Below are 20,060 nucleotides of genomic sequence, written 5' to 3'. Positions count from 1 at the left end.
TCACTCCTCACCGTCTCCTAGGCCGCTGCACGCTCGACCGACCGCAAGCGCATCGGCTTGCCCCCGGGAGGATGCCGGGGGCCTTCGTCCAGCGCGCAAAGCGCCTCCAAAATCTCGTCGATCGTGACCGGCGCCTTCAGCCCCTCGGGGGCCCGCAGTGACGGGCACGATGCGATCGCAGAAGCGTCTGATGCCCACGAAGCCAGGATGGCACGTTTCTCGGACAGGCTGAGAGAAGGATGAGAGACCACGTCCCGGGGATGCTCGAAAACCGTACCGGGATGGATGATGGCGTTTAGATCGACAACGTTGTCGTGAAGAGCGGTCGTCGGCCGCATGGCTTCCTCCATTTCCAAGACGAGTTGAGGGGAGAGCCGCGCGGAAGGCCCGCGCGGCTTTGATCGCTGATCAGCAGGATGGCCTCAGGCGGCCTTGGATTCGATCTGCGTGACGTTGCTGGGCACGACGCCGTTGATCGCGATGCGTCGCGGCTTCATCGCCTCGGGAATCTCCCGCTGCAGGTCGATGACAAGCAAGCCATTCTCGAAGCTAGCGCCCTTGACCTCGACGTGGTCGGCGAGCGTGAACTGGCGCTTGAAGTGGCGAGCGGAGATGCCGCGATGGAGGAAGGTTTTGCCTTCCTTCTCGCTCTTGTGGCCTTCGAGCGTCAGGACGTTCTGCTCGACTGTCAGGACGACTTCGTCCGGGCTGAAACCCGCGAGCGCCACCGAGATCAGGAAGCGGTTCTCGTCAAGACGCTCGATGTTGTAGGGGGGATAAGTCTCTTCGCCCGCGCGCTGGGCGGCTTCGGCGAGATCGAAAAGACGGTCGAAGCCGATGGCCGACCGGAACAGGGGCGAAAAATCAATAGTGCGCATAGCCAGATCCTCCTGGGAGCAAAATGGTTACGAGCGGCACCGGACACGACCAGTGCCCGTCTCAGTGGCGGGACCCGAACGGCATCCCGATCGTCGTACGACGACGCCGAAAAAATTTGGAAGCCAGAGAAAAGTTTCAAGACCCACAAACAATTTTTTTTGCACGAGGAAGCGCGATGGTTAAAACTGGTGTCCGGACCTATTCTCGACCTTCCTGAGCGCCGCCCGCAGCCTGGCCGCGTGCTGCGGCGGCGTCGAGGGGCACCTGCGCTTTTGCCCTCGCCTTCTCGCGTCACTCCCGCTCCAAACGGCTTGAGCTTCCGCGGAAAGCTTCGCGAAACTAGCGCCGGCACGCGACCCAGAGGCCGACCAGGAACGCCGCGCAGCGATCGCGCTTATCGCACCGGTCGCTGCGAACACTGGAGTTCGCGGCGTTCGGCCGCGTCCTCGAGAGCTTCGACAGTATGAAAAGTTACGCCCCCTGAGCGGACGCATGTAGGGAACGGCTCCCGCGCACAAAAGGCGCCCCCGGACAGAAACAATCTCGCATCGACCGCATCGCATGGTTTTCCCGGATGGTAAGTACGATGCGTTCCGGTCAAGCCAAGACACCCACCGATCAAAAGTCACGACCGGCACTCGGCGAGGGCCTGGTCCAGGTGCTTTTCCTCGTCGGCAGTCACGGCCGCGATGACCGGATGGCTTTACTTTCTCTTTCGCGTGCTGACTTCGGTCGCGGCTTGGCTCTTGGCGTGAGCCTCATGAGCGCGGATGCCAGACATTCGCGCCCTCAGGATTGGCTCGAACGACGACCGCTTTCAAGCTCCATCTCGCGCGTACTAGGATTTAGGCGCGCTTCACCTGGGCTCGAGCATCGGCATGAGTGGGCCACTCAAAATTAGCAAATGTCAGCTTTTGAGTTCCGAAAAATTACTGTCAGTAATTGCCCTGAAGTGTTTGACGACAGTGCCTGTGCTTTGCTGATGCACGTCGAAACGGACACCAATTGCTGTCCAGGAACAAGGATGCTTGCCATGCCGCGTTACTTTTTCGACCTGCTGGAAGACGATGTCGTCGCTGTGGATGAAGAAGGCTTGGAGCTTTCCAGTTTTCGAGCTGTGCAGGCCGAAGCTGCCAAGTCGCTCGCCGACATGGCTCGCGACGCACTGCACAGCTTCCCGCCCGCGATCGGTCGGCAAGACATGGCTATTGAGGTCCGCGATGAATTGGGCCCCCTGATGCAGGTCAAGCTCACGTTCGAGGTCGAGGCCCTGAGGTCAAACTAGAGCAACGGCAAAGAGCGACCCACCAGCTGTCGGCCCGAGGAGAGGCTTTGACCGAAAAAACTAGGAACTTCGAATTGGCCGCGTGATTGTCTGAGCCATGCCGAGGTTCTTCCTCGATATTCATGATACCCGCGAAATTACCATCGATGACGACGGCATTGACCTTACTCGCACCGATGCCGTGCGGCGACTCGCGATGGAAGCTCTCGCACAAGCAATCCTGGATGGCGCAAACGAATGTTCAACAGGTACAACAAAGGTGGTCGTACGGGACACCATCGGTCGTGTCGTGCTGCGGGCCAGCGCTGCAGTAGCTCTCGAAGAGAGCTAGTGTAGACGGCGCCCGGTGCTAGATCGCAGTCTCGGTCACAGTGCCTTCCTCACAACGGGAGCAGGGAGGAGCCAAGCTAAATCGCTTCTCTTTTGGGCGTTCCTAGTGTTCTTGACGAAGTTTCCGCTCGATGTCGATTCCTTGATCTGCATTACGTGCTCGCTTGAGCAAGGCGTTACGTTCGTCTCCCGCCGGCTTTCCGTCTGCGCGCTTACGCATATCCTGGGCAAATTGCTCAAGCCGCGCCTCGAGAGAATCTATCTGCTTGAACCGCCCGCGCTTCAATCCCATCGCATGTTCCTTTTGCTGACGAATTGATTGTACATCGGCGTGTAGACAGCCGCAGGAACATAAGTCCTCGCTTCGCTCCTCGCAACTGGTGCTAGACATCGCGCATGTCCAAAGCCACCCCGCGCAACGCACGCGCTCGCGGTCGGCGTTGCCTTCGCCGTTCACACCGACGACTACGATCCGGCCCCGAGAGCACGGACTGCAGCACTCGGCGCGCATTGAAGACGCTGAAGCCGGTGGTGGAAGCCGGTCCGGTCATTGTCCTTTCCGGCCAGGAAATTCTCTATGAAGAAGCTCGCCGCTGCCGGCGGTGGCAAGTCGGCGCAGATGATGAAGCCGCCTGAGGCGGAACGCGTTGCCGGCTTCAAGATCGGCGGGATCGGCCCTTTCGGGCAGCGAAGACTCGTGCGCACCGTGGTCGAGCAGGGCACACTTGGGCAGGAGCAGGTCTACATCAATGGCGGTCAACGTGGCTTAGCAGGTTCGGTTCAAACCAGCCGACGTGCGCGACGTTTGAAGGCAGTCGTGGCCAGCGTGGTCGCCTGAGCAGGACGGGGTCATTGGTGGGACAATTGCGCCGCACAAAATGTCAGGCCTCGCGAAGCTTTATTTTATTCGCCCGCTCGCGCCCATTGAGCCCTGCACAGCCGTATTAAACTATGGTAGGATGCTACATCCGCTGAAATAAGCGCGTCGAAAACAGGGAGGACGACATGCGGGCGACTGCGTTAAGAGTCCTTGGCTCGCTGGCCGTAGGACTTTTTTTTTATGTCGGCTATCGCGACGGCCGCTGAACCGCCAAAGGAGATGAAGCTCTACGTCTTCTCTTCGGGAGCGCTCAATCTCGACAAGTCGATCATTCAGAACGGCAGTAGCGGCAAGGTCCAAATTCCTGTCGGCTTCTTCCTGATCCGACACCCCAAGGGCGATGTGCTGTTCGATTGCGGCAACAACGACCGCATTATCAAGGACCCCGACTATTGGGGGCCGTTCGTGAAGGCGCTTGATCCGGGTCGTTCGCCCGACATCGCCATCGACGCTCAGCTTTCCAAGATCAACGTCACGCCATCTGACATCAAATATGTCATCCTCGGTCATTTCCACGTCGATCACGCCGGCAACATCGGCAAGTTCCTGGATTCGACCTTCGTGTACCAGCGCGACGAGATGAGGAACGCGTTCTGGCCTGCGCCGGGCTACGCGACCTTCTTCATCTCTGAGGATTTCGCCATGCTGCGCAACAGCGTCGGCGGGGGGATGCCATCCAAGTACAAGACCATCGAGCTCGACGGCGATCTCGACCTGTTCGGAGACAATAGCGTCTTCATCCACCGCACCGTGTCGCACACGCCCGGAAGCCAGATCCTGGTGGTGCGCCTGCCGAAAACTGGCACGGTGGTGCTGACCAGCGACGCTGTTTATCTTCAGGAGAACCTGGACAAGAACATCCTGCCGAGCATCGGCAGCGTCTATGATCCTGTCGGCATGCTCGATGCCTACGCCTGGGTGAAGCGGGTTCGCGACACCGAGGGCGCCGACATCATCTATGCCCACGACCCCGATACTTTCAAGGCGCACAAGCACTCGCCCGAATTCTACGAGTGAGTGGTAGTAGCCTAGGGACATCCCGCAGGAGTCGTCATCCCGGGCCTTCGCGCCCGGGATTTTGCTCGCTAGTCTTGCGCGGTGCCCGCCAGAGGGGGTCTAAACGTTCCATGCTTCCGGCTGACTCTCCGGTCGTTCTCGCCGAGCGCGTCACAAAATGGTACGGGCCGCGACGCGCCGTCGCCGACGTGTCCTTTGCGATCGCGCCGGGGGAGATCGTCGGCCTGCTCGGGCCGAACGGGTCCGGCAAGAGCACGATCTTCCGCATGCTCACGGGCTACCTGGTTCCAACCTCGGGACGTATCGAGATCGCCGGCCACGACGTGGTCGAGGATTCCCTCGGCGTGCGTCGTGCCATCAGCTATGTGCCGGAAGATGCACCGCTCTACGACCACATGCGGGTCGACGAATTCCTGCATTTCATGGCCGGTATCAAGGGTTTGCACGGACCGAAGGCGAGGACTGCGATCGACGAGGCGGTGGATCGGTTGGACCTCGCGCGCGTCATGAGGCTCACGACTGGCAAACTGTCGCGCGGCTTTCGCCAGCGTGTCTCGATCGCGCAGGCTCTCCTGGGCGATCCAAAAGTTCTGGTGCTGGACGAGCCGACCAGCGGGCTCGATCCGCACCAGGTGATCGCCGTGCGCGACCTGATCCAGTCGCTGGCTGGATGCCACACCGTGTTACTGGCCTCGCATATCCTGCCCGAGATCGAGAAAATTGCCTCGCGCGTGATGATCCTGCTCGACGGCGTGCTCTTGACGTCCGATGCGCTGAAAGATGCCACACGGGATCAAACGTTGCGCCTGTCGGTAGACGCGTCGGAAGAGGCCGTCCACGGCGCGACGAAGGTCGTCGCCGGCGTGCGCGAGGTTGTCGCGGATCCCGAGGGTGCTGGACGCTTCCTCGTCAGGGCGCAGCGGCGTCCGTCGGTCGCAGCCGAGCTGGTCTCCGTGCTGGTCGCCGCGCAAATCCCGGTGCGCGAGCTGACCGAGCTGCGGCCTGATCTCGAGCGGGTGTTTCTCAATCTCACCCGGCGACTGGAGGCGGCCGCATGAGAAGCTTCGCGGTGCTGCTCGGGAAGGAAGCGACGGCCCTGTTCTCCTCGCCGATCGCCTACGTGCTGATGACGGTGTTCCTGCTGATCATGGGCTACAGCTTCACGCTCACCCTGTTCCTTAGCCACCAGCCCAGCATGGTGCACATCTTCTTCCAGATGTTCGTGCTGTTCATGCTGACCGTACCGCTGATCACGATGCGACTGTTCGCGGAGGAGCGGAAGCTCAAGACGCTGGAGGTTCTCCTGACCGCCCCGCTCTCCGAAGTTGCGATAGTGCTGTCGAAGTTCTTGGCGGCGATGAGCCTGATCGTGGTCATGCTCGTGCTGTCGGGGGCCTACGCGGCCGCGCTCGCCTGGTTCGGCGATCCTGATTTCGGGCCGATCTACAGCGGCTATTTCGGGTTGCTGCTGTTCGGATCGGCACTGGTCGGCACGGGCCTGTTGGCCTCGGCGCTGACGGCCAACCAGGTGATCGCCGCGCTGATCTCGCTGAGCGTCTTCCTCCTGCTCTGGATCATCGACAATTTCGGCTGGCTGCTGCCGAGCCCCGCGGACACGCTGGTGGTGAACCTGTCGCTCTCGGTCCATTTCCGCCCCTTCGCCGTCGGCTCGATCTATCTGTCAGACGTGGGCTTCTTCCTCAGCGTCACCCTGCTGACGCTGCTGTTGACAGTCCGCGCACTGGCACGGCGGTGAGAGGCGCAGGCGATGAGCGGATCTGTTAAATCGAATGTCGCTCTCCTCGTCCTGGCGGTTGGCGCCATCCTCTGCGGTGCGCTCGGATTCGCGTCGCTCGGCGAGACTGCATCGAACATCCTCCTGTTCGTCGCCTGCGCTTTCGCGCTGTTCGCACTCTTCATGCTGGCAATCCGGCTCCCTTTGCGCGGCGGCGGCTCGCGCTGGTCGGCCTGGATCGGGAACGCGTCGATCGTTGTCGCAGCGGTTACGGCGGTCTTCGGCGCCAACACGGCGCTCTATCGCCACGACGTGCATTTCGACGTCAGCCGGGAAGGTCGCAATACGCCGCCGCAACAGCTCACTGACGTGATCGCGCAACTGCGCACACCGCTCGCGCTGACCTATTTCTACAATGCGAGCGATGCCAACGCGATTGCGGTCCGCGACCTCGTTCAGACCGCGTCGCGGAATCATCCGCTGCTCGCCTTCCGCGCGATTGATCTCGACAAGGAGCCCGGCCTTGCCCGCGACCTCGGTGTGCGTGCCTACAACACCGCCGTGCTGCAGGCCGAGGATCGCAAGATCCTGGCCGAAAACGTCATCGATCCCGCCCGCATCGGCTATGCGGCGTTGCGCGTGCTGCGCACGCGCGTGGAGACCGTCTGCTTCGTTACCGGCCACGGCGAGACGTTCCGCCCGCTACCTTCGCATTTTCATTTCAGCCATGTCGAGACTTTGAAGGGGCACGAGGCGCCGGGCGCCGGCGACGTGCTGGAAACGGCGCCCGAGCAACTCGACCGGCTCTTGCTTGCCCTCGACCAGATCGGCTTCGAGATGCGCGAGCTCGTCACGGCGACGGCGTCCAGAATTCCAACTGACTGCTCGGTGGTCGCCGACATCGGCCCGCGCACAGCCTTTGCCGCTGACGAGGCGGCGCTGCTCGGCGATTATGTAAGAGGTGGAGGCAGGCTTCTGCTCCTGATCGATCCGCTGTCCCAGCTCGATGGCGATTTCGAGCGATTGCTGCTCAAGCCCGTCGGACTATCGAGCGAGGCACAGATCGTCATCGATCCCCTCAATCATTTCCGTACCGATGCGGACAAGGTCGCCGTGCCCTATTATCCGCCGCACCCGATCACGAAGCGTCTGGCACTGACCGTGTTTCCGCAGGCGCGGCCGATCGCGGTGGCGCAGCCGCCGTCCGGGGTCAGCTTGATCGTGCTTGCTGCGAGCAGCCAGGATAGCTATTTGCGCTCGCCCAAGTCTGCTCCCGCCGCGACGGAGAGAGACGCGACGAACACGCGGCGGAGCGCACAGCCGCTGGCGGTCGCGCTGGAAGGCAGCTGGCCGGAGGCCTCGCCGGGCAAGCGCTTCCGTCTCGTCGTGGCCGGCACCAGCAAGTTCGCAAGCAACGAATATTTTCCCTACGTCTCCAATGGCGAGCTCTCGCTTGCCATGCTTCGCTGGCTTGCCGAGGATGATGCCACGCCGAGCGTCGCACCGCAGACCTTCAAGCTGCCGGAGATCGTGTTGACCAGCACCCAGATGCGCGACACTTTCATCGTGCTGGAGGTGCTGCTGCCGCTGAGCACGGCTCTGTTCGGTGTTGCGATGTGGTGGAGGCGACGGTGACGGACGGGGCGGCTGAGCGCGGGATGACCCGATGGCTGATGCCGCTCCTCGCTGTGTGCCTGCTGGCGCTGCTGGGTGTCCTGATCGTCAGCGGGCGATGGCCGGAGCTGCGCAGCAAGGTCGCATTTGCGCCGAAGGGCCTCGTGACCATCGCGCCCGCCGACGCGCGGCGGGTGGAGATTCGTTCGGGTCGCGGGAGCGTTGTCCTGCTTCGCAAAGCCGGCGAGTGGATGATCGAGGGGATGGATGGCGCCGTGCCGGCCGAGTTCGGATCGCATCTCGAAACGGCGCTGCGACTCGTCGCCGTCAGCGAGCCCGCGCGCGAAATTCCGGCCGCCGAGCTCGCTGTGGAAAAATTCGCTGCATTTGGGCTCGACCCGCCCGCAACCGTGGCCGTGATCGAGACGGCCGATGGTTCGACGATCTCCGTGAATTTGGGCGCGCTCAATCCGGCGAGCACCTCTCATTATGTCCGCATCGCCGGGCGTCCCGCTGTGTACCTGATGCCGCGTCATTTCGGCGAGGAGTGGCGGGTTACGTTCGATATGGCGCGCCGCCTGCGCGGCCCGACTGGGCCGGATGCCGCAAGCCGTGGCAAGAGCTTGTTGCTGCCCATCTCTATGGCGCAGGTGTGGGCGTTCGAGATCGTCTTCGCGGGCAAGCTCACCCGCTTCGAGCGTGACATTGACGGTAACTGGTTCCGGCACCTCGGCCAGCACAACCACGCCGCCGGTAATGTTGTGCACGTCGCCGATCCCGAGCAGGCCCGCGTCATCGACGCGGCGCTACGCGCGTTCGATTCCGCCGCAGTCGAGACGCGCGTCGGACCGGCTGATCCGTCGCAAGTCGCCCGCTATGGGCTCAACCTGCCGACCCTCATCGTGCTGGTGTTCTCGCGCGATGCGGCCGCGCCGCTGGCAAGACTAGAGTTCGGCGTATCCGCCGATAGTCTCGACCGCTACGCACGGCTCGCGCCCAATGGCGCGGTGGTCACCGTCGCCGAGTTCGAGATGCGCCGCTTGACGGAGCTGCTCCGTGCCATCGGAGCGGGATCGTGAACTTAGCTCGCCTCCTGCTGCTCGGCTTTGTTCTGCTCAGCTTGGGCGCGCCGGTTCGCGCGCATCAGGTCAACCTTTCGACAGCGCGCGTGGCGCTGACCACCGATCGCACCGTGACCGTCGAGGTCGCGCTCAAGGGCAGCGACATGGACCGGCTCATCGGCACCAAGATCTACGACGCAAAGGAAGACGTGGTCGATCCCGGCGCGGTCGATGCGGCCGCTGGGTCGATCCTCGCCTACATGAAGGCACATCTCGCCGTATCGGGGACCGAAGGGACGGCCTGCGCCCCCGGGATTCCGGCCATCCTGGCCGATGGGGACGGTGTCATCTATCGCAACAGCTTTGCCTGCGAGGGCGTTGCCGGCGACATCGTCTATCGCTCAACCGTCCTGACCGAGAAGGATCCGACCGCGCGCCAGGTGGTTCTGGTCACGCAGGGCAAGTCCGAAGCGCAGGCGCTGCTCGATGCCGGCAATACCACCGTCACACTCTCGGCGCCGGCGCCGCCGCTAGGGTCGACAATGCAACGCTATCTCCTCACCGGTATCGAGCACATCTTTCTCGGCTACGATCACATCGCCTTTCTGATCGCGGTCGTGCTGTGGGCGCGCCGGCTCGTTCCGGTCATCAAGATCGTCACCGCCTTCACCGTCGCCCATTCGATCACGCTGTCGCTGGCGGCGCTCGACCTCGTCGTGATCCCGAGCCGCGTTGTGGAGCCAGCGATCGCGGCCTCGATTATGTTCGTTGCCGTTGAGAACTTCTTCTCGCGCGACATAGACAGGCGCTGGCGCGTGGCCTTCCTGTTCGGCCTAATCCATGGCTTCGGCTTCGCCGGCGCGCTTCATGAGGTCGGTCTGCCGATGGATGCGATCGTGCCGGCGCTTGCGGCCTTCAATATCGGTGTCGAAATCGGCCAAGTCGCGATCGTCGCGATCGTACTCCCGGTGCTCGACCTGTTCGACCGGCTGATCACGACTGACCGCGCCAAGCCGATGAGAGCGACTGGGCTGGTCTATGCCGTATCCGCTGTGATCAGCCTGCTCAGCGGCTATTGGCTTTTCATGCGCTCAAGTTTCGGGTAACGGTCCCGGGCATCTCCGGGTCGGAGACGCACCGAGACTGCCGGACGACCGATTCAGCCGGGCGCTGGTTGACACCGTCGCGCCGGGCAGTCACGCCCACAGTATGAAATTGTACAGTGTGTCCAATAAATCGGCTCTACATGGAAATGAGGCTTGCAAACCGACGGCGGGCCATTTCTTTTTTTGGCGCGAATGAGAGACCCTAGCTGAGGCGACCTACTCCTCCGTTAGCCTTTTTTCGATGTAGGCGTTCACTGCCTCCGCAAAGTTGTGCAGCGCGCCTAGTACGGCCTCAGACTGAGCTAGTACGTCCAGCTGGATCAGCCGAAGGCCAATTTTGCGAGCCGCGGCAGGGGCCGCTTCCAAGTAGTCGTTAATGGCTCGCTCAGCCAACGGGATGCATTTCGCGTCGCCCTTGGCGATCAGCTTCCGGAGGATGGTTTTGCGGTTCTCAAGGTGAGCCATGCCCGAAATATGCCTCCGAGACAGTCATTCATCCAGTTCTTTTGGGGAACGGCTTGTAGGTTCTGCGACCTAGGAAGGTGGCCGACGGGGAGGCTAAGCGCCCTCAACGGCTCGAGCCACGACGTCGCGCATTCTGGCGTTCTGCGTGGCGATCCGCACAGCCAAGTCGTGTACGCGAATGTTGGGGTGTTCAGCCATAGCTGGCACTAGAGCGACGCAACATTTGGTGGCCTCGCGGAATACTACTCAGCCACTACCGCCATCTATCTGGCGGCCGGGGAAGTGCCGACTTTGAGATTGACCAATGAACGCCTTTGCCGATCCGAAAGCAATGCGGGTTGAGCGAGATCAAGGGCTAATCGTCCCAGGTGAACTTCTGACAGTCGGTGCACTTAAAAATGCGCACCTGCTTGTCGTTGCGAGTATTGAGGAAGCTTTCCACCTGGTTCAGCCGACCGTTGCAATAGGAGCAGGTGTCGAATTGCTCTTAGCGCTGGAGAAGCGGGTAACTGACGCGCAGCATGATGATGCTCGTTAGCAAGAATGCCAACCAATGTTAATCCGCCAGGGACGTTCCGAAAATAAATTAGGATACCTTGGACTAGGACACTTGCCTACCGCTCCGTTTAATTCTCGCGAGGGGTCTGCCTTTGTATTTTCTGCGCCATAACCATCCACTCTTCTGCCAGCTTTAGCCATGCCTTCTTGTCGGCAGCGCGAGTGGCCTTCTCTGCCTCTTCAAGGCAAATCTTCGCTTCGCGGAGATATCTTGCACCGGCCTCTTCCATGAGCGGAAAAATGCGTAAACCGGCCAAAAGTGCCCCAACCAAATGATTACGGCTCCGGTCTGGGCAAAACCTGAGCCGCTATTTCCAGCGGATGAAGAACGTTGGGGCCTCCTCGCTTGGCGGCTTGGGCGGGTTTTCGCCGCGTCGTCGGTGAGGAACTAACGTTCATGGCCATGCGTTATGAGGAGGATTTCGTGGTCGCGATGCGCAAGGGCCACGTGTTCGCCCGCACACCGACACTCCCCGCATTCTGCAGCGCTCATCGCCTCCTCGTATCGCTCGACGGCAGTCCACACGGCTTCGTCGATGAACTGTTGGCAAAGCGCGGGCTGCAACGCCGCATTGCCCTGACCGTGCCGACGTTCATGATGGCCCTTCCCCACCTTTCAAGCTCCGATCTGATCGCGGCGTTGCCGCGCCGGCTCGTGGAGCGACACGCAGCCCGCTTCGCCCTGGCTGCCGTCGAACTTCCGCTCAAGCGCAAGTCCGATCTGATCCAGGCCGTCGCGACCAAGGCCGCAATAATGGATGCCGGCATTGGGTGGCTGATGCAGCAAATCGGCAAAGGTGGCTGAGTCACACCTAAAATATCTGGCTGATATCTAAAAGACGCGTCTCTTCGCTCGATCTGCTACCGGATCTGCTCGGTCCACTCTTTGAGCTTCTTGCTCTCGGCAATCACGCGGGCAGCGCGTTCGAGAAGGTCATCTTGCATCGCTGCAACTTCAAGGCAGCAAAAAGCCAAAGGAGGCGCGGGCTTGAGCTTCTGTCCTGATTACCGGTTGCCTGAGCCAATGGGTCGCTCCGGCGAGCCGGCCCCTGATCCGGTGGTGCCGATTGGCTTGCCGTTCGCTGTGTGGCCCACGCCAACCCCGGGCGCACCCACAGCGCCAGCGCCTGCGGCGCTGTCCGGCGCGGCGGTGTTGGTTCCGTGTGTCGCTGCCTTTTGCTCCGCAGCGACCGTGCCACCCGGCGAAGCCTGCTTGGCCGTCGGTGTGGGGGATTGCGGAGCTTGCGTCGGATAAGAGCTCTGACCGTTGTTCTGGTTACCGTTTGAAGCCGCTGGTGCGGTGCCTTGCCCGATCGGATTAGAGAAAGGTGCGCTGCCCGGATTGATGGGCGTAGCTGTATTTCCTCCGGTCGTGCCAGCAGCAGTTCCAGCGCTCGACGTTCCTGCTGCGCCCGAGCTTGCCCCGCTGCTTCCAGACGCGCCGCCGGACGCTGCTCCGCTCCCACCACCTCCGGCGCCACCGCCGCCACCTCCACCACCGCCTTGTGCCAACACCGGGGCGGTTACGAGGATCAGAGCGAGGGCAAAAATAGATGTGCGGTTCATGACCTTCTCCATGTGAAAAGGTCAACCGCTGGGGAGAAACGTCGGTTCCTAGCCGTCCGCTTCCTCAAGGACTGCTCGATCGGTCGCCTCAGGGAGCCGCCGGCATCCCGCTCCAAACACTGGGCATCTCCGTACCCGCATCGAACTGTTCGCTTGCTATATGCTCGATTGTCGCTCGGTGCCTTTTAAACGCGCCGGCTAAGTCGTTTGGATCGGTACCGTCCGCGATCGCGCGATCGCGCAAAGCGGACCAGTCGACCCGGCAGGCGATGCGGTCGTCGCCGTTGAACATCGCGAACAGGATGGCTTCAGGTGCTGCCTGCTCGAACTCGCCGGAGGGGTCGGGTGAAAGGGGCAACTTGGAACTCGCGCTCACGATGTCATGCTGATTTCGATCGACGCCGAGACCGTCAGGACGCGAGCAATCTGCGTCCTCACGATGACAGACATCGGCCCCATCTCTGCACGGATTTCGCTTTTGGTCCGAATGGCTTCAGCGAGGGCTCTCAGTGCAGCGCCGCGGGCGGCGGCCAGGTTTGGTAGATCCTCGCCGGCATCATCAATGGTGAGACCGAGGTCGTCGTGAAAATCGAAAAAGTAGCGCGGCATGCCCGTCAAAACGCTGAAAGATGCCGCTCGTTCCTTTCGCAGGACCTAACGCTGCCGAGATAGTAGTCGATGAACCAAAAAGTCCCGTAGAAGCTGACACCGAGCAGAAGCAGAAGGCCGATACCCATCAACAACCAATCTCGTTTTGGAACAAAACGGCTTGTTGACAAAGAACTCGCAGTAGCCCAGCGCGGCCCTCGGCATATTGATCGATCGCGACCTGGATGGCGAGGACGTGGTCGTGACATCAGCCCTACTGGTACGGGCCTTCGGGCAAGCTCCAGCGCCTTGATATGTCCGGCCGGGTTTTCCCAGTCCGAAAACTACTGCGAGTGATGGTCGAAGCCCTTGGGTGATTACGGGCGGTCTTTCACAAAACCTGCTGGTGGTCGACGACATCCGCATAAGGACTGATGCGGCAAGCCTCGCGTTCGGCGCCGAGATCGAGCTGGGCGAAATTACCAGCGCCGGAGGTAACTTCTATCTGAGAGGGGCGCTGCGAAAGATGGAGACGGTCACAATCAACATAGGCAGCGGCAGGCTAGAGGATCCGCCTCCCTTCGGCCCAATTTTCCACTACACCCGGTGGAGTGCAGGCGTCGTCAGAGACAACAAATGACTGCCGCTCATTGAGTTTCCATTTGCCAAAGGGCCTTGAGATGACCGACTAGTTGACGGCTGAGGCAATACGAAAAGAGACAACAAAGAGAGCCACGATCTACACTCGATTCTCAACCGATCTTCAAAATGAGCGTTCAATTGAAGATCAGCTTTCACTGTGTCAAAGCTACGCCGAGTGCGAAGGCTTAACCGTTATCAGCACCTATGAGGACCGTTCTGGCGACTCCGTGATGGCACGCGAAGGCCTTTACGGATGTTGGACGAAGCGCGGAACGATTCTTTCAGATATTGATCGTCGAAGCGCTCGATTGCCTCTCTCGCGACATGGGAAGATCTCGCAGGCTCCATACGGATACGCCGCGGTCGCCAGGAAAAGTGGCGAACGGGTCATTATCAAGGACGAAGCACAAGCGATCCGCCGTATCTTTCCGGAATAAGTAGACAGTCGAGCGCTTCGCGAAGTCGCGCACGATCTCAACAAGGAGATGCTATCGCGGTAGGCGCGCAGGCGATGCCCGAAACAACCGAGGAATGGTTCAGGCGCGCCACGCTTAGATCGCCGCGGGACAAGCCGCAATGAGCGATGACGACAAGGTCTCGCGCATGCTGATCAGGTTTAAGGCGCCGCCCGAGAGGGTGACGAGGCGCCGTTCCTCAAGGTGATCGATCGATAGGGCGGCCCGCGGGGGGCGCCAGCAGAACTGGCCTCGCAGCTCATGGGCCTTAGTTGTCTACCTTCTCTTTCACTATGAGCCCCGTTTTGGGATCAGCGGGGAATTCCATCTTTTGTCCGTTCTTGAGCCCCGTTCCTCTACACGCTCAAAGCCGGCGGCCCGGAGTTCGGCGCCGGCGTCAAGTACGCCGTCGAGAAGGCCAGGTTCGAATTGCATGAGAGCGGAACCTACGCACGGTTGTTGCGGGGCGAAGGTGATTACTGATGATGCGTTCGCTTGTGACGTACTGCGGGCTTTCCGCCTTTCCCGGCGTAGTAAGGATTGACCACGCATGATGCCGCACGGCCTGATGCAGAGGCCTGACACTGGGCCATGTTGGTGTACGCGCACTCGAAGTAGTAATCCATGAAGCCGCCCGTAAAGATTTGGAGGCAAACCGGATAGGCGGGGTCGTAGGTTTGCGCATGCAGGGATGTGGCAGCGCAGAGTGCGCCGCTCACGAGAATTGCAAGGACTGGGACACGCATCAGAACACTCCTCCATCAATCAGAGCGAGCAAGTTAATTGGACACCTGCTGCCCCGCCAGTAGTAACAACAGCGGGTCGCGGCGGGAGATTGCCCGTTTGGGTCCGCTCGCGGGGCTGGCTAGGAACGCCCGGACCAAAGCAGCGTTGGTCGGGCATGCGCTTTTATTTCGGTTATCAAGACTTCGCCGGGACAATCCGCGATCGTTTTCACCCGGTTTTTTTGACGATGCGCGGGCCGCGGTCTGTCCCAGGCTGCGGCCTTTGCGTCTCTTTCAACTTCCATTTTTTCTTGGAGGTCTGATGGCCAACAACCACTGCTTGATTGTGCGTGCTGCTGGAAAACAAATGGATTTGCTTCGAGGGGAGGTCTCCCGCATTGCAATAGCAAGTCAACTGGGCTGGTCGACTGACCGTGCCGAAATTGGTACCCGCTTCTGCTTTGAAGATGCAAAGCCGAAAAATGAATTCGCCGTCATCTGCGACAACTTCGGTGTTGCCAGCAAGGACGGGCTAGCCAAAATCGTCAGGGCAGGCGCCCGTTAATAAAATTCCGCCGACTTTGTGAGCCGGCGGGAGTTGAGACTTGAAGATTTAGCGACCGGGCTTCCAATCGCCGCTGACATCCTAGCAACTCAGTTAGACTTCACCGTGGCAAGCTTCGCTCAACGCACCGGGGTGCCCACTGAGCCGGCTGGAGCGCTCACAAGGCTCGGATTAGATGCAGTCGATGCTGAAGATCCCCCTCGCCTTCGCAAGCGGCTATGGAGCTAACGGAGTACCGAAGTGTTTCGAGAACGCCCACTTCCCAAGAAGCCTTTCCCGATGGAGCAGCTCGAGCGCTGCCTCGCGAAACTGTTGGGGATCGTGCTCGGCGGAACTTACAAAAGCTTAGCGGCGTTGCGGAAGATAGCTTTGCGTTTAGCCCGAATTTCCGCATGCCCCGCTATTTCTTTCACGTTAGACACGAGCAAAAGCATATCGATCACGAAGGCGAGGAGTTACCTGACAAGCACGCGGCCTGGAAAGAGGCCACGGTCATGGCCGATCAGGCGCTCCAAGTATTAGACGGCAAATTGCAGCCAGGCCGGGAGTGGCGGATGGAGTGACGGACGAGTTCCAGCACGTCCTTTTCGTTCTGCATATCAATGCCGAAAAGCCGATGCAGTGAGGAATCACGACGGATGGCCACTACGTTGGCGGGCCTTCCAGCTCTCCAGGTGAGCGGGAGAGAATGCGGTATGCCCGCTCTGCCTGCTACTTCGTCAAATTGGCTGCCCACTCAGTTCCGATCAGCGCCGGTCCCTTGCGCTCTCGATCGTAAACCATCCAACCGGTGCCTCCCATCCGAACGACAACCTGCTCGCCCTCGGCCCTCTTTCACTCACCGTGGCCCCCTAAGTCCTTCACTGCACCCTGGCGAGTAGGCAGCACCTTATTTATCGGCTGCATTTGCCCTTTGTGAATCAGCAGGGCAAAAATTGGCAAGGCGCCTGTCCGCTCAGCCACTGACGCCTACGGGCAGAGCCTTGGCCGGTGATGGGTAAACTGCCGCCATCAGTCGTCCCAGATCGGTTCACCGCACCGGCATCCGTAGATCATGCGGCCGCTTCTTCGCAAGAAGTCGCAAATGTCTCTCACCGTCTAGGCCGCGCTGGAGAAGCGCAAGCAGCATTGTCATTGGCGGGGAGGCTGTGGTTTGCTGGGCGTTGGGTGTTTCTCTCTTCAATACGCTGCAATTAGGAGGTGCAGCTTCACGTTTTCGACGTCTTCGCCCTGGGCGGATTTACGGCATTTGCCACTCTCGATGCGCAAAGCCGGTCTGGGCGCGTCCGGCCGGACGGCAATGTTCTAACTTGCTAGAGGCGCCCTGAGCCCGGGTTGCTCGTACGAAGTGACCTCGCGCTACATTGCACGGCTACGCTATGCCGACCAGCGATCCTGTTCTTCTTGGTAAGCGTGTTCGTTGAACCGCGCCGCGACTTGTTCAGCCAGCTCCTTCGACTCCGTGGAGGCGATCGACCGGCCGTCGCGCGTTTTGAGCTTTTCTTCGTCGGCATGAATGGGCACGCAAAGCGAGCAGGTGTAATAGGCGCAACTGTATTCTATCGCGCGTTCGCTAGGGTCGATCTTCTGGGCCTTTGGCACGGATCCTAGGAATTCAATCAAAGCTCCAGGCGCGAGTCCCCTGCGGACAATGCGCGAAGGTTTAATGATGCCGACCGCGCTCTTAGCTTGGATAAAGACGTACGTTCGAACCTCTCCTCTCTAATGGACGGCTACCGGGTAGGCGCCACCGGATCGGTCCCGGGAAGTTGTTGGCGACACTTAAAGTGCGCTCCTCGTCTGTCTCGAGAGCTATCTTTTGAGCGAGCATGACGTCGCCCTCTACCAAGCCGCCCAGCGGGACGAAACACCAGCCCGCGCCGAGCCGCCCGTCCTCGTCGATCTCGTTGACGTTCCCGGAGGTTCCCCGCCGGATGCGGTAACGCTTCCCACTGTCGCATCCTACCACATCGAAGTATCCCTTGCTATCGAACTCCGCCCTTTGCGCGGGTGAAAGCCAAGAACGCAGCAGCCGCAGCGCACGAGCTTGAATCGTTTTCTCGGCCTTAGCTGCTTGATAAAGCTTGCCAACCGCGACGCCTCGAAAAGTCCACGGGCCGATGCGATCAACCTTTCTCTTCACTTGGTGATCACCCGCCCACGAGCCGCGGGAAGAATAATGTCTCTTCGGCTGTCGGATCGAACGCCGTTATCCTAGTTACCTCACCCGGGCCATTCCGCACTGCCGCAGTATATCCTTTCAGAGTAAATTGCAGAAAGCGCCTCTCCGCCTCTGCCAATGCTTCTGTATTGCAGTTGTCGAAGAAGTGCCTGCTATCGCCGCTGTGGTCCATCACGATTTGCATTGCCATGCTGAGGCTCCCGATTGTCATCAAAGAGGAATGTGGAAGCCAAGCCCTCGTTCCTAAATTCGCGACTGCGGCTGTGAGGCGTAGCTCGCGTGCCTTTGACGATACGGCGATGTCTCCGCCGACACGTGTGGAGCCACACGCAACGGCTTGACCAAGAGCTGGCGTTATTCGCTGAAGGCTCTCTAGGGCTAGCGGCTTGCTTCTGCACCATTCTGGCGGAATCAATCGGCCAGGGGCACGAAATCGCGCGAATACCTGTCGGGGGACAACAGTCCGTGTTCTTCCGAACGCGCCCGCGACGCCCGCAAGAACACGGAAATCCTCGCCTGTCAGGGGCTGGAATCCCCGCATGCTCGGGTTTCGAGGCCCTGCCCAGCCCTCGTCCCCACCCTGGGAGACGCCCCTAAACGCAGGTTACCGCTATCTGGATGTGAAGTGCCTCGGCTGCGACACGCATCAGACGGTACCGCTTGATATTGTCCGGCGGCCGAAAACCTTCACGTCTACGAGCTGGAGCGCTACATGCGCTTCCGGCAGTGCTCCGAGCGCCAGGGACGGCCAAAGTGCAGCCATCTGGTGGCCTTGGCCGCGTCAACCGCCGCACGGGAACCATAAGCCCGGAAATGAATCGTGCCTGCAGATCCTCAATCTGGAGGACTGCAATGCGATACGTTGCGTACGCGGTTGATTTGTCGGGTGTTGCTCGCGCGGTTTACGAGATCAATTGCTCAACCGACGACGACGCCGAAGCTCAAGCCAAAAAGTTCTTAGAGGCTCATCCTGCTGTTGAAGTATGGGATGGTCCTCGCCGAGTTGCACGGCTAGTGCGTGAGAGCTGTCGAGGCGGACAGCAAGAGTGATCCGCCACTCGCTGTCGTGGGTGAGCGTGATGCAATTAGTCGCACAACACGACGAACTGTGCCCGCCGGCACCCGATCGACGACCTCAGTGTTTAGCCAGGGGGAACCTCGGGCTTCGAGCTACGAAGATCTCGAGCACGAGCGCTGCATCCATTTCCGGTTAGGGTCAGATGCGTCCTTTTGACCAGCAGTCGGGCGCTTTCGGTTTACCCGCGACTCCGGACATCTCGCCGCGATGCACCAACGGAAGCGATGGGCCATCAAGCGACATCGTCAAGTCGAGGCTATCAATTGAACCCGCGAGCGTAGGCCGGCGCCGCAGGGCGCGCGGCGCGGTGATATGTGCTAAGCTCTGGCCGGTTAAGCATCGAGAGAGGATTGTGACGCGACGCGAGTTCATCGCACTCGTCAGCAGCGCGGCGGCAATCCGACCGCTCGGCGCGCGTGCAGAGCGCCCGCCAGAACGTGTCCTCTATTTCACATACTCGGCCGGCTATCGGCACGACGTGATACCACTTTCCGAAGCAATCCTGACGCAGCTTGGAAGGAATTCCGGTGCCTTTGAAGTCATCGCAACGGAAGACTTGTCTGAATTTTCGACCGGAAACCTCGAGCGGTACGCCGCTGTGATGTTCTACACCAGCGGAGAAATTCCGATGAGCTGCGCCCAAAAGATAGCACTTCTCAACTTTGTGCGCTCGGGCCGTGGCTTTCTCGGCGTTCACTCGGCCACCGACACATTCTACACTTGGCCAGATTATCTCGATCTGATCGGCGGCTACTTCAACGGTCATCCCTGGCATCAGGGTGTGACCATCGAGGTGGCTGATGTTGCGGATCCACTGGTGGCGTTTCTGGGGAATTCGTTGCAGTTGAACGATGAAATCTACCAGATTAGCGACTTCGACTATCGTGGATCACGCGTGCTCCTGCGCCTCGACCAAAGCTCGGTGGACCTCAATAAGGCCGGTGTGCATCAACGCTTCTATGGTTGGCCGCTCGCCTGGAAACGATTTTACGGCGAGGGGCGAGTATTCTATTCGGCGCTTGGCCATGAGGCGTCGGTCTGGCAGGACCCGCGTTGTCAGAAAATCCTCACTAAGGCTATCCTCTGGTCTACGAGAAGGTCGGCCTAGTGCAACCGGATTGCTAAGCCGCTTGCGCCTTTCCTACAGGCAAATATTGTGGCGGCTATCGACAATGCCGCTCGTCTGGATCGAGACTGGCTGTCGCCCGCCATGACTTATTCTCGGAAGTACCCGACGCTGCAAAGAATTGGAAGACAAGAACAAGGCCATCGCCCGCTCAGTGCTGGATATCACTTCGGATTGGGGCACAACGCGAAGAACTCAGGTTG

Annotated in this window: 26 protein-coding genes and 1 pseudogene; 17 read left to right on the top strand and 10 right to left on the bottom strand. The window is 60.4% G+C overall.

Going from position 1 to position 20,060, the window contains the following annotated elements; genetic code table 11:
• Nucleotides 1-17: 17 nt before the first annotated feature.
• Both FOM02_RS43625 and FOM02_RS43620 read right to left on the bottom strand, forming a co-directional pair.
• Nucleotides 18-338 (bottom strand): hypothetical protein, encoded by a 321-nt coding sequence (locus FOM02_RS43625; protein WP_027561278.1) that lies wholly within the window; start codon nt 336-338, stop codon nt 18-20.
• 84 nt (nt 339-422) lie between these two features.
• On the bottom strand, nt 423-878 hold the full coding sequence (locus FOM02_RS43620; RefSeq protein WP_027561277.1) for an Hsp20 family protein: 456 nt from the start codon (nt 876-878) through the stop codon (nt 423-425).
• Between the two features lie 905 nt (nt 879-1,783).
• Here FOM02_RS43620 and FOM02_RS43615 point away from each other — a divergent pair.
• Entirely contained in the window at nt 1,784-2,164 is a 381-nt protein-coding gene (locus FOM02_RS43615) for a DUF6894 family protein (protein ID WP_322596937.1), read from the top strand.
• Nucleotides 2,165-2,261: 97 nt separating this feature from the next.
• Nucleotides 2,262-2,495 carry a DUF6894 family protein gene (locus FOM02_RS43610; RefSeq protein WP_035730379.1) on the top strand — a complete coding sequence of 78 codons (234 nt, stop codon included), beginning with the start codon at nt 2,262-2,264 and terminating at the stop codon, nt 2,493-2,495.
• A gap of 102 nt (nt 2,496-2,597) precedes the next feature.
• Here the strand turns inward: FOM02_RS43610 and FOM02_RS43605 are convergent, their stop codons facing one another.
• The gene (locus tag FOM02_RS43605) at nt 2,598-2,786 is read right to left on the bottom strand and encodes a hypothetical protein (protein ID WP_108914517.1); all 189 of its coding nucleotides are present in this window, start codon (nt 2,784-2,786) and stop codon (nt 2,598-2,600) included.
• Between the two features lie 285 nt (nt 2,787-3,071).
• Here FOM02_RS43605 and FOM02_RS43600 point away from each other — a divergent pair, with 285 nt between their 5' ends.
• From FOM02_RS43600 to FOM02_RS43570, 7 genes are all read left to right on the top strand, one after another.
• On the top strand, nt 3,072-3,332 hold the full coding sequence (locus FOM02_RS43600) for a YbaK/EbsC family protein (RefSeq protein ID WP_265441136.1): 261 nt from the start codon (nt 3,072-3,074) through the stop codon (nt 3,330-3,332).
• Between the two features lie 222 nt (nt 3,333-3,554).
• Nucleotides 3,555-4,391, top strand: a complete 837-nt coding sequence (locus FOM02_RS43595; protein ID WP_027561274.1) for an N-acyl homoserine lactonase family protein — start codon at nt 3,555-3,557, stop codon at nt 4,389-4,391.
• A gap of 110 nt (nt 4,392-4,501) precedes the next feature.
• Nucleotides 4,502-5,449 (top strand): ABC transporter ATP-binding protein, encoded by a 948-nt coding sequence (locus FOM02_RS43590; protein WP_265441135.1) that lies wholly within the window; start codon nt 4,502-4,504, stop codon nt 5,447-5,449.
• Entirely contained in the window at nt 5,446-6,147 is a 702-nt protein-coding gene (locus FOM02_RS43585; protein WP_265441134.1) for an ABC transporter permease, read from the top strand. The genes FOM02_RS43590 and FOM02_RS43585 overlap by 4 nt, the downstream gene beginning before the upstream one ends.
• A gap of 12 nt (nt 6,148-6,159) precedes the next feature.
• A complete protein-coding gene (locus tag FOM02_RS43580; RefSeq protein WP_265441133.1) occupies nt 6,160-7,761 on the top strand; it encodes a Gldg family protein in 1,602 nt (533 codons plus the stop codon).
• Nucleotides 7,758-8,819 carry a DUF4340 domain-containing protein gene (locus FOM02_RS43575; protein WP_265441132.1) on the top strand — a complete coding sequence of 354 codons (1,062 nt, stop codon included), beginning with the start codon at nt 7,758-7,760 and terminating at the stop codon, nt 8,817-8,819. Before FOM02_RS43580 ends, FOM02_RS43575 begins: the two co-directional genes overlap by 4 nt.
• Nucleotides 8,816-9,907, top strand: coding sequence for a HupE/UreJ family protein (locus FOM02_RS43570; RefSeq protein ID WP_265441131.1), 1,092 nt, complete (start codon nt 8,816-8,818; stop codon nt 9,905-9,907). Before FOM02_RS43575 ends, FOM02_RS43570 begins: the two co-directional genes overlap by 4 nt.
• Before the next feature lie 216 nt (nt 9,908-10,123).
• On the opposite strand, the gene FOM02_RS43565 is transcribed toward FOM02_RS43570, so the two are convergent.
• Nucleotides 10,124-10,372, bottom strand: a complete 249-nt coding sequence (locus FOM02_RS43565; protein WP_027561268.1) for a hypothetical protein — start codon at nt 10,370-10,372, stop codon at nt 10,124-10,126.
• A gap of 304 nt (nt 10,373-10,676) precedes the next feature.
• On the opposite strand from FOM02_RS43565, the gene FOM02_RS43560 reads away from it, so the two are divergent.
• Nucleotides 10,677-10,910 carry a hypothetical protein gene (locus FOM02_RS43560; RefSeq protein ID WP_027561267.1) on the top strand — a complete coding sequence of 78 codons (234 nt, stop codon included), beginning with the start codon at nt 10,677-10,679 and terminating at the stop codon, nt 10,908-10,910.
• A gap of 417 nt (nt 10,911-11,327) precedes the next feature.
• Complete coding sequence (locus FOM02_RS43555) at nt 11,328-11,735, top strand: LysR substrate-binding domain-containing protein (RefSeq protein ID WP_265441130.1); 408 nt, start codon at nt 11,328-11,330, stop codon at nt 11,733-11,735.
• Nucleotides 11,736-12,584: 849 nt separating this feature from the next.
• Here FOM02_RS43555 and FOM02_RS43550 read toward each other — a convergent pair.
• Together FOM02_RS43550 and FOM02_RS43545 are read right to left on the bottom strand one after the other, a co-directional pair.
• A complete protein-coding gene (locus tag FOM02_RS43550) occupies nt 12,585-12,872 on the bottom strand; it encodes a DUF1488 family protein (RefSeq protein WP_027561266.1) in 288 nt (95 codons plus the stop codon).
• The gene (locus FOM02_RS43545; RefSeq protein WP_265441129.1) at nt 12,869-13,105 is read right to left on the bottom strand and encodes a DUF6894 family protein; all 237 of its coding nucleotides are present in this window, start codon (nt 13,103-13,105) and stop codon (nt 12,869-12,871) included. The genes FOM02_RS43550 and FOM02_RS43545 overlap by 4 nt, the downstream gene beginning before the upstream one ends.
• A gap of 385 nt (nt 13,106-13,490) precedes the next feature.
• Between FOM02_RS43545 and FOM02_RS43540 the strand changes: the two genes are divergently transcribed.
• Both FOM02_RS43540 and FOM02_RS43535 read left to right on the top strand, forming a co-directional pair.
• Nucleotides 13,491-13,724 (top strand): hypothetical protein, encoded by a 234-nt coding sequence (locus FOM02_RS43540; RefSeq protein WP_027561265.1) that lies wholly within the window; start codon nt 13,491-13,493, stop codon nt 13,722-13,724.
• Nucleotides 13,725-13,776: 52 nt separating this feature from the next.
• Nucleotides 13,777-14,163, top strand: a complete 387-nt coding sequence (locus FOM02_RS43535; protein WP_265441128.1) for a recombinase family protein — start codon at nt 13,777-13,779, stop codon at nt 14,161-14,163.
• A 494-nt stretch (nt 14,164-14,657) separates the two neighbouring features.
• Here FOM02_RS43535 and FOM02_RS43530 read toward each other — a convergent pair whose 3' ends face one another.
• Nucleotides 14,658-14,927 carry a DUF3551 domain-containing protein gene (locus FOM02_RS43530; RefSeq protein WP_265441127.1) on the bottom strand — a complete coding sequence of 90 codons (270 nt, stop codon included), beginning with the start codon at nt 14,925-14,927 and terminating at the stop codon, nt 14,658-14,660.
• 301 nt (nt 14,928-15,228) lie between these two features.
• Here FOM02_RS43530 and FOM02_RS43525 point away from each other — a divergent pair, with 301 nt between their 5' ends.
• Together FOM02_RS43525 and FOM02_RS43520 are read left to right on the top strand one after the other, a co-directional pair.
• Nucleotides 15,229-15,471: a hypothetical protein gene (locus tag FOM02_RS43525; RefSeq protein WP_265441126.1), complete on the top strand. Its 243-nt coding sequence runs from the start codon at nt 15,229-15,231 to the stop codon at nt 15,469-15,471.
• Between the two features lie 392 nt (nt 15,472-15,863).
• The gene (locus FOM02_RS43520; RefSeq protein WP_231164203.1) at nt 15,864-16,034 is read left to right on the top strand and encodes a DUF6894 family protein; all 171 of its coding nucleotides are present in this window, start codon (nt 15,864-15,866) and stop codon (nt 16,032-16,034) included.
• 814 nt (nt 16,035-16,848) lie between these two features.
• Here the strand turns inward: FOM02_RS43520 and FOM02_RS43515 are convergent.
• The 3 genes from FOM02_RS43515 to FOM02_RS43505 form a co-directional block, all read right to left on the bottom strand.
• Entirely contained in the window at nt 16,849-17,073 is a 225-nt protein-coding gene (locus tag FOM02_RS43515; protein ID WP_265441125.1) for a hypothetical protein, read from the bottom strand.
• Between the two features lie 82 nt (nt 17,074-17,155).
• On the bottom strand, nt 17,156-17,614 hold the full coding sequence (locus FOM02_RS43510) for a hypothetical protein (protein WP_051378238.1): 459 nt from the start codon (nt 17,612-17,614) through the stop codon (nt 17,156-17,158).
• Between the two features lie 7 nt (nt 17,615-17,621).
• Nucleotides 17,622-17,843: a hypothetical protein gene (locus FOM02_RS43505; protein ID WP_027561285.1), complete on the bottom strand. Its 222-nt coding sequence runs from the start codon at nt 17,841-17,843 to the stop codon at nt 17,622-17,624.
• A gap of 255 nt (nt 17,844-18,098) precedes the next feature.
• Between FOM02_RS43505 and FOM02_RS43500 the strand changes: the two are divergent.
• Together FOM02_RS43500 and FOM02_RS43495 are read left to right on the top strand one after the other, a co-directional pair.
• Nucleotides 18,099-18,458: pseudogene (locus FOM02_RS43500) on the top strand (hypothetical protein).
• A gap of 625 nt (nt 18,459-19,083) precedes the next feature.
• The gene (locus FOM02_RS43495) at nt 19,084-19,839 is read left to right on the top strand and encodes a ThuA domain-containing protein (protein WP_265441124.1); all 756 of its coding nucleotides are present in this window, start codon (nt 19,084-19,086) and stop codon (nt 19,837-19,839) included.
• Nucleotides 19,840-20,060 lie beyond the last annotated feature (221 nt).

The sequence above is a fragment of the Bradyrhizobium sp. SEMIA genome (assembly GCF_014844175.1).
GTDB lineage: Bacteria > Pseudomonadota > Alphaproteobacteria > Rhizobiales > Xanthobacteraceae > Bradyrhizobium > Bradyrhizobium arachidis.
Note: the sequence above shows the minus strand (reverse complement) of the source record. Positions and strands in the feature narration are given on the sequence as shown.